The organism is Streptomyces sp. NPDC024555 (assembly GCF_055559335.1).
In genome coordinates, this window is sequence record NZ_JBVHKV010000010.1 from 152,049 (window position 1) to 164,425 (window position 12,377).

Annotated in this window: 16 protein-coding genes; 9 read left to right on the forward strand and 7 right to left on the reverse strand. The window is 73.9% G+C overall.

Annotation, left to right across the window (positions count from 1 at the left end; genetic code table 11):
* Window positions 1-1,515, reverse strand: a complete 1,515-nt coding sequence (locus ACZ4FH_RS19025) for an SDR family oxidoreductase (protein WP_467305991.1) — start codon at window positions 1,513-1,515, stop codon at window positions 1-3.
* A gap of 155 nt (window positions 1,516-1,670) precedes the next feature.
* On the opposite strand from ACZ4FH_RS19025, the gene ACZ4FH_RS19030 reads away from it, so the two are divergent.
* From ACZ4FH_RS19030 to ACZ4FH_RS19050, 5 genes are all read left to right on the forward strand, one after another.
* Window positions 1,671-2,354, forward strand: coding sequence for a VanZ family protein (locus tag ACZ4FH_RS19030; RefSeq protein WP_467305992.1), 684 nt, complete (start codon window positions 1,671-1,673; stop codon window positions 2,352-2,354).
* A gap of 115 nt (window positions 2,355-2,469) precedes the next feature.
* Window positions 2,470-3,300: a DUF4389 domain-containing protein gene (locus ACZ4FH_RS19035; protein ID WP_467305993.1), complete on the forward strand. Its 831-nt coding sequence runs from the start codon at window positions 2,470-2,472 to the stop codon at window positions 3,298-3,300.
* A gap of 223 nt (window positions 3,301-3,523) precedes the next feature.
* A complete protein-coding gene (locus ACZ4FH_RS19040; RefSeq protein WP_383633909.1) occupies window positions 3,524-4,039 on the forward strand; it encodes a lytic polysaccharide monooxygenase auxiliary activity family 9 protein in 516 nt (171 codons plus the stop codon).
* 197 nt (window positions 4,040-4,236) lie between these two features.
* Window positions 4,237-5,205 (forward strand): alpha/beta hydrolase, encoded by a 969-nt coding sequence (locus ACZ4FH_RS19045; RefSeq protein WP_467305996.1) that lies wholly within the window; start codon window positions 4,237-4,239, stop codon window positions 5,203-5,205.
* A gap of 108 nt (window positions 5,206-5,313) precedes the next feature.
* Entirely contained in the window at window positions 5,314-5,712 is a 399-nt protein-coding gene (locus tag ACZ4FH_RS19050; RefSeq protein WP_467305998.1) for a DUF6221 family protein, read from the forward strand.
* A 66-nt stretch (window positions 5,713-5,778) separates the two neighbouring features.
* On the opposite strand, the gene ACZ4FH_RS19055 is transcribed toward ACZ4FH_RS19050, so the two are convergent.
* Window positions 5,779-5,967 carry a DUF6381 family protein gene (locus tag ACZ4FH_RS19055; protein WP_467305999.1) on the reverse strand — a complete coding sequence of 63 codons (189 nt, stop codon included), beginning with the start codon at window positions 5,965-5,967 and terminating at the stop codon, window positions 5,779-5,781.
* Between the two features lie 238 nt (window positions 5,968-6,205).
* Between ACZ4FH_RS19055 and ACZ4FH_RS19060 the strand changes: the two genes are divergently transcribed.
* Window positions 6,206-6,817, forward strand: coding sequence for a hypothetical protein (locus ACZ4FH_RS19060; protein WP_467306001.1), 612 nt, complete (start codon window positions 6,206-6,208; stop codon window positions 6,815-6,817).
* Window positions 6,818-6,911: 94 nt separating this feature from the next.
* Here the strand turns inward: ACZ4FH_RS19060 and def are convergent, their stop codons facing one another.
* Window positions 6,912-7,571 (reverse strand): peptide deformylase, encoded by a 660-nt coding sequence (gene def / locus ACZ4FH_RS19065; protein ID WP_467306003.1) that lies wholly within the window; start codon window positions 7,569-7,571, stop codon window positions 6,912-6,914.
* A 108-nt stretch (window positions 7,572-7,679) separates the two neighbouring features.
* Between def and ACZ4FH_RS19070 the strand changes: the two genes are divergently transcribed.
* Window positions 7,680-8,243: a winged helix-turn-helix domain-containing protein gene (locus tag ACZ4FH_RS19070; RefSeq protein WP_467306005.1), complete on the forward strand. Its 564-nt coding sequence runs from the start codon at window positions 7,680-7,682 to the stop codon at window positions 8,241-8,243.
* Between the two features lie 17 nt (window positions 8,244-8,260).
* Here the strand turns inward: ACZ4FH_RS19070 and ACZ4FH_RS19075 are convergent, their stop codons facing one another.
* Complete coding sequence (locus tag ACZ4FH_RS19075) at window positions 8,261-8,644, reverse strand: MerR family transcriptional regulator (RefSeq protein WP_467306006.1); 384 nt, start codon at window positions 8,642-8,644, stop codon at window positions 8,261-8,263.
* 54 nt (window positions 8,645-8,698) lie between these two features.
* On the opposite strand from ACZ4FH_RS19075, the gene ACZ4FH_RS19080 reads away from it, so the two are divergent.
* Window positions 8,699-9,814: an oxidoreductase gene (locus tag ACZ4FH_RS19080; RefSeq protein WP_467306008.1), complete on the forward strand. Its 1,116-nt coding sequence runs from the start codon at window positions 8,699-8,701 to the stop codon at window positions 9,812-9,814.
* Window positions 9,815-9,889: 75 nt separating this feature from the next.
* Complete coding sequence (locus ACZ4FH_RS19085) at window positions 9,890-10,399, forward strand: DinB family protein (RefSeq protein WP_467306009.1); 510 nt, start codon at window positions 9,890-9,892, stop codon at window positions 10,397-10,399.
* Between the two features lie 13 nt (window positions 10,400-10,412).
* Here ACZ4FH_RS19085 and ACZ4FH_RS19090 read toward each other — a convergent pair whose 3' ends face one another.
* The 3 genes from ACZ4FH_RS19090 to ACZ4FH_RS19100 form a co-directional block, all read right to left on the reverse strand.
* Window positions 10,413-11,060, reverse strand: a complete 648-nt coding sequence (locus ACZ4FH_RS19090) for a DUF1707 SHOCT-like domain-containing protein (RefSeq protein WP_467306010.1) — start codon at window positions 11,058-11,060, stop codon at window positions 10,413-10,415.
* A gap of 86 nt (window positions 11,061-11,146) precedes the next feature.
* Window positions 11,147-11,854: a DUF2470 domain-containing protein gene (locus ACZ4FH_RS19095; protein ID WP_467306011.1), complete on the reverse strand. Its 708-nt coding sequence runs from the start codon at window positions 11,852-11,854 to the stop codon at window positions 11,147-11,149.
* Window positions 11,855-12,009: 155 nt separating this feature from the next.
* Window positions 12,010-12,264 (reverse strand): hypothetical protein, encoded by a 255-nt coding sequence (locus ACZ4FH_RS19100; protein WP_467306013.1) that lies wholly within the window; start codon window positions 12,262-12,264, stop codon window positions 12,010-12,012.
* Between the last annotated feature and the right edge of the window lie 113 nt (window positions 12,265-12,377).

Here is a 12,377-nt window from a genome sequence, read left to right on the forward strand (position 1 = left end):
TCAGCGCGACACCGCGGGCCTCGCCGGTTCGGGTGACGCCGCGGCGGCGGTGCGGGCGATGTTGCGGGCCATGCCGCCGAACACGACGGAGTGGAACGGCCATACGCTCCACCAGTACGCGTGGCCCAGCAGCCCGCGCGGATGGAACAGGGCCCGCTGCCGGTAGCGCGAGCGGCCGGAACCGCTCGGTTCGGCGTACATTTCCAGCCAGGCCAGACCGGGCAGCCGCATCTCCGCGCGCAGCCGCAGCAGCCGCCCCGGCTCGATCTCCTCCACCCGCCAGAAGTCCAGCGAGTCGCCCACCCGCAGCCGGTCGGTGTCCCGCCGGCCGCGCCGCAGCCCCACCCCGCCGACCAGCCGGTCGAGCCAGCCCCGCACCGCCCAGGCCAGGGGGAACGAGTACCAGCCGTGGTCGCCACCGATCCCCTCGATCACCCGCCACAGGGCGTCCGGCGGCGCGTCCACGGCCCGGACGCGCACATCCGTGTACAGGCTGCCGCCGGCCCAGTCGGGGTCGGAGGGCAGCGGATCGCTGGGCACGCCCGGCACCGAGGCCGACGACCACCGGGTGGTGACCCTCGCCTCCCGGACCCGTTGCAGCGCCAGCTCCAGCGCCTTGTCCAGGCCGAAGGGCTGTCCCGGCCCGTCGGGGACGTAACGCGAGATGTCGTGCTCCGCGCACACCACCTCGTACCGCAGCGATTCGGCCAGTGGACGGGCCAGGGACCTCGGCACCGGGGTGATCAGGCCGATCCAGTGACTGGAGAGACCGGGGGTGAGCATGGGGACGGGGAGGATCAGCCGGTGCGGGAGGTGGGCGATCTTCGCGTAGCGCTGCATCATGTCGCGGTACGTGACGATGTCCGGGCCGCCGATGTCGAAGGTCCGGTTCACCTCGCGGGGCAGCCGGGCGGCGCCCACCAGGAGGCGCAGCACGTCCCGGACCGCGATCGGCTGGATCCGGGTGGACACCCAGCTCGGCGTCACCATGACCGGCAGGCGTTCGGTGAGATAGCGCAGCATTTCGAAGGAGGCGGAACCGGACCCGATGATGACCGCGGCCCTCAGCACGGCGGTCGGGACGCCGGACTCCAGAAGGATGCGGCCGACCTCGGCACGGGAGCGCAGATGCGGCGACAGCTCCCGTTCGGGCACACCGGCCGGGGTGAGGCCGCCGAGGTAGACGATCCGGCCGATGCCCGCGGCGCGGGCCGCGTCGCCGAAGACGGTGGCGGCCCTGCGGTCGGTCTCCTCGAAGCCGGCGCCCGAGGTCAGCGCGTGCACCAGGTAGTACGCCACGTCCACGCCCGCCATCGCCGGGGCGAGCGAGCCGGCGTCGGTGACATCGCCCCGGACGATCTCCACGTCCCGGGCCCAGGGCTGGTCCCGCAGCTTCTCGGGGGTGCGGGCCAGACAGCGCACCCGGAACCCGGCCGCCAGCAGTTCGGGGACGAGTCGTCCGCCGATGTAGCCGGTGGCCCCGGTGACCAGGCAGACCGCTCCGTCGCTCGCCATGGGCATCTCCGCATCGATCGCCGTGCCCCACGGTGCGCGGGACCGTTCCGTACCGGACCTCTCCCGACCAGTCTTCCCCGCCTCGGCGCGCGGCGCAGGGCGCGGGCGCGCGGTCCCCGAGGCGTGGCACGGCCGCTCGGGGGCATCCGTCGTCCATGGACTCAGAAGCTGCGAACGGTACGGGCGGCGCCGCGCACCACCGCGCCGCGGGCCGGGTTCTGCTGCGGGTGGCCGTCCTGACGGCGGCCCTTCTCGCGATGACCGGATTCTCCGTCGTCCTGGCCGAGGTGACGCTCACCCCGTCGCCCGCGTCGGCGGACCTCGTGACGTCCAACCTCCGGCCGGGGCGCTCGCTGCGCCTCTACGCGGAGCACTACACCTTCCTCGCCGCCTGCGAGCAGATGGGCGGCAACGTGCTGCTGGGGGTGCCGTTCGGCGTGCTGCTGCCGGTGCTCCTGCCGAGGCGGCTGCGCGTGCTGCGGACGTTCCTGGTGACCGTCGCGGCGATCGTCGTGATCGAACTGGCGCAGGGTGCGCTGGTGGAGGGCCGGGCGTTCGACATCGACGACGTCATCCTCAACACCGCGGGCGCGCTCCTCGGCTATCTGCTGGTGGGCCGGTGGGTGAGCCACCGCTACCACGTCCTCGCGGCCGGGCCGGTGACCGCGACGGCCCGGCCCGCGCCCGAGAAGCGGACCCCGGCCCGGAAGCGGACCCCGGCCCGGAAGCGGACCGCGGCCCGGAAGCGCCGCGGGACCGGGCGCGGGAAGCCGTGGTGGACGCGGATGCGTGCCGGGACGCGCGAGCGGCTCCGGCGGTTCCGCGCCCGCCGGGGCTGAGGGCCGGGGCACCCGATCGGCCCGCGGGCGATTGCGGCCCGGACCCGCCGGTTCCAGCGTGGGGTGACGCCGTGTGTGCAGCAGGCGTACGGATCACCCGCCGAAGGGGAGCGACATGGCCGACGCGCAGTGGAGTCCGGGGCGCAGATCGGGGGACGCGCAGGAGTTCCTGCCCGTCCTGGACCTCATCGAGCCCGCGCGCCAGCGCCGGCTCACGGTCCTGTTCCGGCTCCTGCTGCTGATCCCCCACTTCATCGTGCTGTTCTTCCTGGGGATCGCCGCCTTCTTCACCGTCGTGTTCGGCTGGTTCGCCGCCCTGGTGCTGGGACGGCTGCCGGTTCCCGTCTTCGGGTTCCTCGCGGCCACGCTCGCCTACCGCACCCGGGTCTCCGCCGAGGTGATGCTGCTCGTCGACCGCTATCCGCCGTTCACTCTGACCCAGCCGTCGGACTATCCGGTGCGCATCGACGTCGTGCCCACCCGGCTCAACCGGCTGGCGGTCCTGTTCCGGCTGATCCTGGTCATTCCCGCGGCCATCGTGCAGAGCCTCGCCACGACCGGCTGGTTCGCGCTCGCGGTGATCTGGTGGCTGGTCACGCTCGTCCTGGGACGTATGCCGCGGCCGCTGTTCGAGGCGACGGCCGCCGTCCTGCGCTACGAGATGCGGGTCTCGGCCTATCTGTCGATGCTGAGCCCGGCCTACCCCAAGGGCCTGTTCGGCGAGGACGCGCTGTCCGTGCCGGAGCAGCAGGGACGGTCGGCGACCCGGCCGCTGGTCCTGGGCACCGGGGGCAAGGTGCTGCTCGGGCTCTTCCTCGTCGTCGGGTTCTTCGCCGATGTCACGACGTCCGTGACCGGCGCCTCGTCCGACGGCTCGTCCGGCTCGGACTACGGAATGCGGGCACCGGTGTCCGCCGGCCGGGCGGACGGCCCCGCGGACGACTGAGCACCGCCGGACGAGGCCGCACCCGTCTTGACGCGTACGCATCAATGAGTATGGTCTAGTCCAAGTGCAGGGCCGGTGCCGGACGCCCCTCGGGGCGGTCCGGTCGCGCATCCTGCCGTGCCCTTCGCGTCTCTTGGCCCCACACCTGAGAGGCACCACCGCCACGTCCGGGCCCCCACGCCCCGTCCGTGTGCGGCGACGCCTCATGTGAAGGAGAAGACACATGCACGCGAAAAGGAAGACCGCAGCCGTCGTCGGCGCCCTACTCGCCCCGGTGCTCGCCCTGAGCCTCCCGGCGGCCTCGGCCGACGCCCACGGCTACATCTCGTCCCCGCCCAGCCGGCAGGCGCAGTGCGCCGCCCGGACCATCAGCTGCGGCGCCATCCAGTACGAACCCCAGAGCGTGGAAGGCCCCAAGGGGCTGACCAGTTGCAGCGGCGGCAACAGCGGCTTCGCCGAACTCGACGACGACAGCAAGGGCTGGAAGGTCAGCCCCGTCGGCCGCACCGCCTCCTTCCAGTGGGTGCTCACCGCGCGCCACGCCACCAGCACCTGGCAGTACTACGCCAACGGCCAGAAGATCGCCGAATTCAACGACGGGGGCGCCCAGCCGGGGGCCACCGTCACCCACCAGGTCGACTTCGGCAGCCACACCGGCCGGCAGAAGGTCCTCGCCGTGTGGAACATCGCCGACACGGCCAACGCCTTCTACGCCTGCGTCGACGTCAACGTCGGCTGACCGGCGCCCGCACCCCGGCGCGCACCGTCCGGACCCGGCCGTCCCCACGCGCCGGGGCCGGACCGGAGCCCCCGCCCCCTCCCGGGCGGGGGCTCCGCCGCTCCGGCACCGTCACCCGGCTGCCCGCCGCGCCGCGCCGAACCGGCCCCGGCTCGCCACCCTGGAGGGACCACGGCGTCGTCAGAATCGGGTGCACCATGCGCATACCCGCCCCTCCCGGCCCCCGGCGGGCGGCGGCCCTCGCCGCCGTGCTCGCCGTGGCCCTCTCCACGGCGGCGGCACCGGCGGCGGCCGCCCCGCGCCCCGCGCCCGGACCCGCGCCGACCGTGGTGCTGGTGCACGACGCCTTCACCGGCGCCTCCGCCTGGAACGCCGTCGCCGCCCGCCTCCAACGCCGCGGCTACCCGGTCCTCGCCCCGGACACCCCGCTGCGCGGACCCGCCGAGGACTCCGCCGCCCTGCGTGCCGCGCTCGCCCGGATCTCCGGCCCCGTCGTGCTCGTCGGCCACGGCTACGGCGGCGCGGTCATCGGCGCTGCGGGCGCGGACGACCCGAAGGTGCGGGCGCTGGTCTACATAGCCGCCCTGATGCCGGACCGGGGCGAGACGCTCGGCCGGCTCTGCGCCCGCTTCCCGGGCGGGGCCCTCACCGAGGCGCTCACCCGCACCGCCGTCCGCGACACCGACGGCACCCGGGGCACGGCCCTGTCCCTCGCCCCCGGCCGGTTCCACGACATCGTGGCCGCCGACCGCCCCGCCGGCACCACGGCCGCCCTGGCCGGCGCCCAACGCCCCCTCGACGCCGCCGTATTCACCGAACCTGCCACGACGGCCGGCTGGCGCACCGTACCCTCCTGGGCCCTCGTCGCCACCGAGGACCGGCTGCTCCCGCCCGCACTGGAACGCTTCCAGGCCGAACGCGCCGGCGCGCACACCGTCGAGGTCGCCTCCTCGCACCTCGCCCCGGTGTCCCGCCCCGACGCGGTCACCGGTCTGGTCCTCGCCGCCACCGAGGGCACCGCGTCCGCGTCCCGGCGGCCCGTGACGAGTGCCCGCACCCTCGTTCTCGCGGCGGCGGGCTGCGCGGTGGGCCTCGCGGTCTTCGTGGGCGGCGGACTGCTGGCCCCCGGCCGGCGCCGCGCCCGGATCCGCCCCCGGAGCCGCTGAACGCCACGCGCCGCGTCCGCGCGAGGGCTGCGGCACGCGGGCGGCGTGACGGGATACTGTCCCCTCGGTCCCGGTGGTGCGGGACCGAGCGGAAGGATGCGGAACCACATGACAGACAACGCCGACCTGGTCGCGTTCGTCCGGGCACGCCTCGACGAGGAGGAGGACGTCGCACGGGCGGCCGGCGGCGAGGCGTGGCGCTGCCCGGCCGAGGTGCCCGGCGAGATCCACGACCGCGGCGGTGCCGTCGCGTTCGCCCTGCGCACGCACCCGTACGACCGGCACGTCGCCCTCCAGGACCCCGCCAGGACGTTGCGGCGCATCGAGACGAGCAGAGTCCTCCTGGACGAGTACACGGAGGTCGCCGCGCTCGACGTCGACCGGCCGCGGCGGGACTTCGCCTCGGGCCGGGCCGTCGGACTGGGCTTCGTGGTCCGGCAGATGGCCGCCGAGCACGCGGGCCACCCCGACTACCGGGTGAAGTGGCTCCCGCGGTTCGCCCAGTAACTCCGCACGGAGCGGCCGGTGTCGCCCCGCCCGACGGGGGCGGAGCGGCACCGGCCGCCGGGCGGATCAGAGCGGATTCGAGCCGCCCTCGCCCTTGGTGGACACCTGCTCGCTCCGCTCCTGAAGCCGCCGGGCCTTGTCCTCCAGACGGCGGCGCTCCCGGGGATCGGCGGCCCGCTCGGAGGCCTCCTTCATCTCCTGGGCCTTGGCACGGATCCGCTCGGCCCGCTTGCCGGTTTCGTCCGCAACGCTCATGGTCCACTCCTGGGTCTCGGGGGAGATCCGACCCCACCAGCGAATCAGCGCGCCCGCGCGCCTGCATCTCGAACGGTCACACGCCGCGACCGATGCCGAGGCGCACCGGCGCGGGGGCCCGGCTCGGGCACCCCGCCGCTTCTGGCAAGATCGTGCGCCTGAATCGCACAGGCCCGGCACAGGAACCGAAGACTCCGGCCGGGCGCACGAGCATGTTCGAACGGGGAACGAGGAAGTTATGCGTACGTGGACTCGGGCCGTTCCGGTGGCCGCGGGGGCCCTGGTGCTGGCCGTGGCGCTGACCGGCTGCAACGGCACGGACTCGGCCAAGGGCCGCAAGGGCCACGGCTCGTCGGGATCGGGATCGGGGTCGTCGTCGGACGACAGGAAGACGTTCCGCCTGGGCGAGGCCAGCCCGCCGCAGGAGAGCACCATGCAGAAGTCGAAGGGCAGCACCTACACGGTCACGCCCACCAAGGTGCGCACGGGCACGAAGGCCGACATGGACAACTCGGGCCTGGACAAGGACAAGGGGGAGGAGCCCAAGATCCCCGTGTACGTGTGGGCCACGGTCACGCACAAGAGCGGAAAGGCCATGGAGGTCGGCGACATGGACGACGACCTGGTGGTGAAGACCGACCGGGGTCAGCGCACCAAGGCCCTCATCGTCATCATGGGCGAGGCCAAGTGGCCCGACTGCCCGGCCCCCGACACGCAGAAGCAGCTGAACCCGGGCGAGTCCGCGGACATCTGCAAGGCCTTCCTGATCCCCGAGGGGCAGAAGGCCGCCGCGGTCCAGCTGAGCCAGGGCTTCACCAGCGAACCGCTGGAGTGGCCCGCCGCCGGCTGACCGGTGTGCGCCGCCCGGCCGTACGCGACCGCCGGGCCTCTTCGCGCGGTGCCCGTCCCGCTCCGCGGGCGGGCACCGCGTGTGCGTACGGCCGCTACTTGCCCAGCTTCTCGGCGGCGGCGGCCCGCCGGGCGAAGACCTCGTCCTTCGCGGCCGCCATCTCGCGCAGCGCCGACTTCCGCTCCCGCTGGGAGAGCCGGTCCAGGTAGAGCCGGCCGTGCAGATGGTCCGTCTCGTGCTGGAGGCAGCGGGCGAAGTAGCCGCGCCCCTCGACGACCAGGGGCTCCCCGTGCATGTCGAAGCCGTGGACCACCGCGCGGTCGGGCCGGGGCACCGTCCGGAACGGCCCGGGGACCGACAGGCACCCCTCACCCTCCTCGACCAGTCTGCGCTCCCCGGCCGGCACGTCCGCCAGGACCGGATTGGCGAGGTGGCCGACATGACGCACCCCCCACTCGTCCGTGATGTCCCAGACGAACAGCCGCAGATCCACGTCGATCTGATTGGCCGCCAGGCCCGCGCCGCTCGCCACCCGGTTCGTGGCGAACATGTCGTCGATCAGCCGGGCCAGTTCGGCGGTGCCGAACCGGGTCACGTCCTTGCACTCCCGGCGCAGGATCTCCTCGCCGACGACGGTGATGCGGCGCACGGTGCCCCGCTCCACCTCCGGCGGCAGCGCCGGGTAGGAGTCCACCGGCTCACCCATCACCCGCACCCGCCGGTCCGGCGAGCTCTCGTCGAACCCCACCGTCATAGAGGATCAGCGCCTTCCGTCCGCCGTGTCTTCCGCAGCGCCGAGCCGTGCCGCGACGGTTCGGGCACGGCTTGACTCAGTGCTTTGCAAAGTAGCACCCTTTGCAAAATGAGCGAGGAGAACCGGCAAGTCCCGGCCATGAAACCTCTGTTGCACCGCGTGCGGCGCCCCCTTCCGGACCACCCCGTGCGCACGGCCCTGCTGGACCTGCTGGCCGAGGAGGGCACGGTCACCTCCACGCGGGCCGCGGCCCGGCTCGGGTACAGCTCGGGGCTCTGTTCGTTCCACCTGCGTCAGCTCGCCCGCCACGGGCTCATCGAGGAGGCCCCGCACGAGGGAGGCAGGGTGCGGCCTTGGCGGCTGCGCCGGGCCCCGTCCCGGGAGGGGGAGCGGGCGGAGCCGGAGGAGTTCACCGCGCTCGCACGCGGGCTGGAGGACGAGAGCTACCGCTACTGGCTGGCGCACCGGGAGCAGGGGCCCGAGGCGTGGCGGCACGACGCGTCGTTCAGCGCCGTGGTGCATCTGACCCCGGAGGAGGCGGCGGAACTCGCCGCGTCCGTACGCCGGTTGCTGGCCGGATACCGGAACCGGGAGCACGATCCGGCCGCGCGCCCGGACGGGGCCCTGCCGGTCGCCGCCGTCACCCGGCTGTTCCCGCTGCTCGACTGCTGAGGGGCGCCGGGCGGCCGTCAGGCCGGCTTCGGCGCGGGGGAGGGGGCGGCCGACGCGGCGGTGATGACCTCGTCCAGGACCTCGCGCGAACGGACCAGCTCGCTGATCATCCGGTCGATCCGGTCCCGTTCGCCGGCCAGCTCGGTGACCAGCTCGGGGGTGGCCCGCACGGAGGGACCGCCGTCCTCGTCGCGCATGCAGGGCAGGATCCGGGCGATCTTCGCGCTGTGGAGGCCGGCCGCGTAGAGCTCCTGGATGCGGATGACCCGGTCCACGGCGCGTTCGGGATAGTCGCGTTGGCCGCCGGGCGTCCGGTCGGAGACCAGCAGGCCCTGCTCCTCGTAGTAGCGCAGGGAGCGCGCGCCGACCCCCGTGCGCGCCGCCAGTTCGCCGATCCGCATCCCGCACCTCACGACTTGAACCTGACATCAATGTGAGGTTCTACGGTACCCCGCATGACGCAGACCCCGCGGACGACCACCGCCTCCCGCCTCTTCGCACCGGCCCGTCTCGGCGGCCTCGACCTGGCCAATCACCTGGTCATGGCCCCGCTCACCCGCAACCGCGCCGACGCCGACGGCGTCCCCGGCGAGCTGATGGCCACCCACTACGCCCAGCGCGCCACGGCCGGTCTCATCATCGCCGAGGCCACCACGCCCAATGCCGTCGGCCGGACCTACCCGCACATCCCCGGGATCCACACCGCTGCCCAGATCGCGGGCTGGCGGCGCGTCACCGAGGCCGTACGGGCGGTGAATCCGGCCGGCCGGATGTTCCTCCAGCTCCAGCACGGCGGCCGGGTCGGCCACCCCGACACCAGCGGCCACCTCCCCGTCGCGCCCTCGGCGGTGCGCTTCCCCGAGACGCTCCGGACCCCGTCCGGCCTCCAGGAGACCGTCGCGCCGCGCGCGATGTCCGCCGACGACATCGCCGCCACGGTCGCGGACTTCGCCACCGCCGCACGCAACGCGGTGGCGGCGGGCTTCGACGGGGTGGAGGTGCACTCCGCCAACGGCCATCTGCTGCACCAGTTCCTCTCGGAGAACACCAACCGGCGCACCGACGCCTGGGGCGGCCCGGCCGCGCACCGGATCCGCTTCACCGTCGCGGTGGTGCGGGCCGTCGCGGAGGCGGTCGGCGCCGAGCGGACCGGCGTACGGATATCGCCCGCGAACAACGTCAACTCCGTGGCGGAGGGCGACAGCAGCGCCCTCTACGCCGCGCTCCTGCCCGAACTGGCCCGTCTCGCCCCCGCCTATCTGCACCTGGTGTACGCCGACCCGGACGAACCGCTCTACCAGCAGATCCGGGCGGACTGGCCCGGCACCCTCATGGCCAATCCCAAGCTCTCCCACGAGGACCTGGCGGCCGACGCCGGACTGCGGCACGCCGAGCGGCTGCTGGCCGGGGGCGCCGATCTGGTCTCCCTGGGGCGGGGGTTCCTCGCCAATCCCGACCTCGTGGAGCGCCTGCGCACGGGCGCGCCCCTCAACCCCCTGCGCCCGGAGTTCCTGATGCACGTCCACGGCGCCGAGGGCTACAACGACTACCCGGCACTGGCCGGCCGCTGACGGACCGGACGCGCGTCCTCCTTGAACCGCTCCCCGGCGATCGGTGAGGGTGGGGGCATGACATGGCGAGCACCGATGGTGGAACGAACCGTACAGCTGAGGGACTTGGGCGTCCTGTCCGAGCGCGGGACGCTGGAGGGATGGCTCACCTGGCACCGGGAGACGCTGCTGGTGAAGTGCGCCGGGCTGGACGGGGAGCAACTGGCGCGGACGGCCGTGGAGCCGTCGGCGCTGACCCTGCTCGGCCTGGTCCGGCACATGGCGGAGATCGAGCGGTGGTGGTTCAGGAGGAGCTTCGCCGGTGAGGACGTCGGCGAGGTCTTCACCGGTCCCTCGGACGGTGACGAGGGCTTCGAGGGCGTCCGCGGCGACCGCGCCGAGCACGACGTCGCGGCCTTCCACGCCGAGATCCGGACCTGCGACGCGCTCGTGGCGGGCCGCTCCCTCGACGAGACGTTCCCGTCCGTGGTGGGTGCCACGTTCAGTCTGCGCTGGGTCTACGTCCTGATGATCCAGGAGTACGCGCGCCACAACGGCCACGCGGATCTGCTGAGGGAGCGGACCGACGGCGCGACGGGGGACTGAGGACCGCCGTCGGTCATCCGCCTCGGCGGCCGTCCCCGCCCCGGTCACGGCGGCGCATCACCTGCGACAGGCTCCGCCGCGGGGGCCGGGCCGTGACGTCGCCGCCGCGGGACTGCCCGGTCAGCCGTACCCGCAGCACCGGCGGCACGTCCCCCTCGGTGCCGGGGCGGATCCTGATCTCGCCGCTGGACCGCTCCAGTCCGTCGGGGTCGACGGTGACGCCGGGCCGCGTCACCAGGATCAGGTTGCCCCCGACGCGCAGGTCGACGTCGATGTCCAGGGCGGAGTGGGTGATGACGGCCTCGGTGAAGTCGAGCTTCGCCTCGCAGAACATGAGCCGGAACTCCATCCGGCGCGGGACGAGCCAGCGGCCGGTGCGGGTGACGTCCCCGAACCGCTGGTCGATCCGGAGCAGTTCGGCGGCCTGCGGGGGCCGGCCGTCCAGGGGCAGATCGGCGGTCAGCCGCGCCAGCTCGTCCCGCGTCCGGGCCGACAGGGCCGCGTCGAGCCGTTCGTCCAGCTCGCCGATGGTCAGCCGGCCGTCGCCCGCGGCCGTCTGCAGGATCTCGACCACCTGGTCGCGTTCCCGGTCGGACGCCCGCAGCGCGGGCCTGTCGCCGTGGTCCGAGCTGTCGCCGGCCGGCCGAGGTTCACCCGTCATGGTCCGATTCTCGCCCGCGCCCCCAGGAGCCGCAACGGTCTCGATCACGCGTAGGGGTACGGTCCCGGTGGCCCCGCCCGGTTCCGTCAGGTCAGCAGCCGGTTGGGGTGGGAGGCGCGCCGCGCCGCCGTGAGCAGGGCGTGGATCCGCGCCCCCGCCTGCTCCCACGCGTCCACCGGCGTGGCGAACGGCAGCCGCACGTCCCGGCGCCCCCGCGCGTACTCCAGTCGCAGCGTCAGCCCGTAGCGGTCCAGTGCCACGGGAAGCGCGCGCAGCAGGGACCGTTCCGGCCTCGGCCGCACCAGGCGCAGGAGCAGCGGGACGAGTTCGCCGTGACCGTCCATCAGGTGGGTCAGCATCTCCGCCTCGTGCACGGCCACCGGGTCGGGCGTCACGTCCTGGAGCGCGGCCAGGGTGACGTAGGAGCGACCGGCCCGGTCGTCGATGACCGCCTGGCCGAACTCCATGCAGACGCTGTCGGCGGCGTCCGGATCGTACGGAGCGGCCAGCAGCCCGGTCAGCGTCACGCGGGCGCGCAGCCGGTCGCGCACGGGGGTGGGGGCGATGTCCGTGAACTCCAGCCGGACCGGCACCGGTGCGGCAGGGTGCGCGGGGCCGGTGGCGGACGGTTCGTGCAGGTGGATGTGGCCCATCGCGCCAGTGCCGTCGAGCCGGTGCACCTCGACGGGTTCGAGTCCGTCGCTGACCACGGTCATGGAGTGGGCGGACATCAGGACCGAGCGCAGACGTTCGGCGGGGGTCGGCTCCGTGCCACGGGCGGGGAAGGGATGCATCCGAGTGCTCCTGATCGGCGGGGACAAGACCTGCTGTCAGTTACTTAGGTATGCCTAACCTAACTCATGGGGGAGGGTGGTGGAACACGCCGGACGTCCGGGGGTGCCGGGCGGGGCCCGCCGCGCCCGTCGCGGCGGCCCCGCCGGTACGCCGTCTACGCCGGCGCGTCCGGCTCCGTTCGCCGGCCCGGTAGTACCGGCACGAAGGCGTACTGCGGACACGGTGTCGTGAAGCACTGCTTCGGCGAGGGGACGCAGACGTAGCCGAAGGGTGCGACGGCTCCGGCGCAGGGGGTGAGGGGCGAGGGCGGTCCCGCCGGTGCGGCGTGCGCGGCGCCGGTCAGGGCGAGGACGGCGGCGGCCGGGGCGAGGAGGCGTGCGAGGCGGATCAGATGGGTGTTCACGGACATCAGGGATATCCGCACGGCCCCGGCGGTGGCGGCCGGTCACGGTCCGCGTCACCCTTCCGGACCGCCGATTCCCCCGCAGAGGGGGCGAGTCGGCAGCGCCCCGCCGGCGCATC

Coding starts and splice junctions, on each gene's coding strand:
- ACZ4FH_RS19025 (WP_467305991.1), bottom strand. CDS start 1,515: ATGGCGAGCGACGGAGCGGTCTGCCTGGTCACCGGGGCCACCGGCTAC.
- ACZ4FH_RS19030 (WP_467305992.1), top strand. CDS start 1,671: ATGGACTCAGAAGCTGCGAACGGTACGGGCGGCGCCGCGCACCACCGC.
- ACZ4FH_RS19035 (WP_467305993.1), top strand. CDS start 2,470: ATGGCCGACGCGCAGTGGAGTCCGGGGCGCAGATCGGGGGACGCGCAG.
- ACZ4FH_RS19040 (WP_383633909.1), top strand. CDS start 3,524: ATGCACGCGAAAAGGAAGACCGCAGCCGTCGTCGGCGCCCTACTCGCC.
- ACZ4FH_RS19045 (WP_467305996.1), top strand. CDS start 4,237: ATGCGCATACCCGCCCCTCCCGGCCCCCGGCGGGCGGCGGCCCTCGCC.
- ACZ4FH_RS19050 (WP_467305998.1), top strand. CDS start 5,314: ATGACAGACAACGCCGACCTGGTCGCGTTCGTCCGGGCACGCCTCGAC.
- ACZ4FH_RS19055 (WP_467305999.1), bottom strand. CDS start 5,967: ATGAGCGTTGCGGACGAAACCGGCAAGCGGGCCGAGCGGATCCGTGCC.
- ACZ4FH_RS19060 (WP_467306001.1), top strand. CDS start 6,206: ATGCGTACGTGGACTCGGGCCGTTCCGGTGGCCGCGGGGGCCCTGGTG.
- def (WP_467306003.1), bottom strand. CDS start 7,571: ATGACGGTGGGGTTCGACGAGAGCTCGCCGGACCGGCGGGTGCGGGTG.
- ACZ4FH_RS19070 (WP_467306005.1), top strand. CDS start 7,680: ATGAGCGAGGAGAACCGGCAAGTCCCGGCCATGAAACCTCTGTTGCAC.
- ACZ4FH_RS19075 (WP_467306006.1), bottom strand. CDS start 8,644: ATGCGGATCGGCGAACTGGCGGCGCGCACGGGGGTCGGCGCGCGCTCC.
- ACZ4FH_RS19080 (WP_467306008.1), top strand. CDS start 8,699: ATGACGCAGACCCCGCGGACGACCACCGCCTCCCGCCTCTTCGCACCG.
- ACZ4FH_RS19085 (WP_467306009.1), top strand. CDS start 9,890: ATGGTGGAACGAACCGTACAGCTGAGGGACTTGGGCGTCCTGTCCGAG.
- ACZ4FH_RS19090 (WP_467306010.1), bottom strand. CDS start 11,060: ATGACGGGTGAACCTCGGCCGGCCGGCGACAGCTCGGACCACGGCGAC.
- ACZ4FH_RS19095 (WP_467306011.1), bottom strand. CDS start 11,854: ATGCATCCCTTCCCCGCCCGTGGCACGGAGCCGACCCCCGCCGAACGT.
- ACZ4FH_RS19100 (WP_467306013.1), bottom strand. CDS start 12,264: ATGTCCGTGAACACCCATCTGATCCGCCTCGCACGCCTCCTCGCCCCG.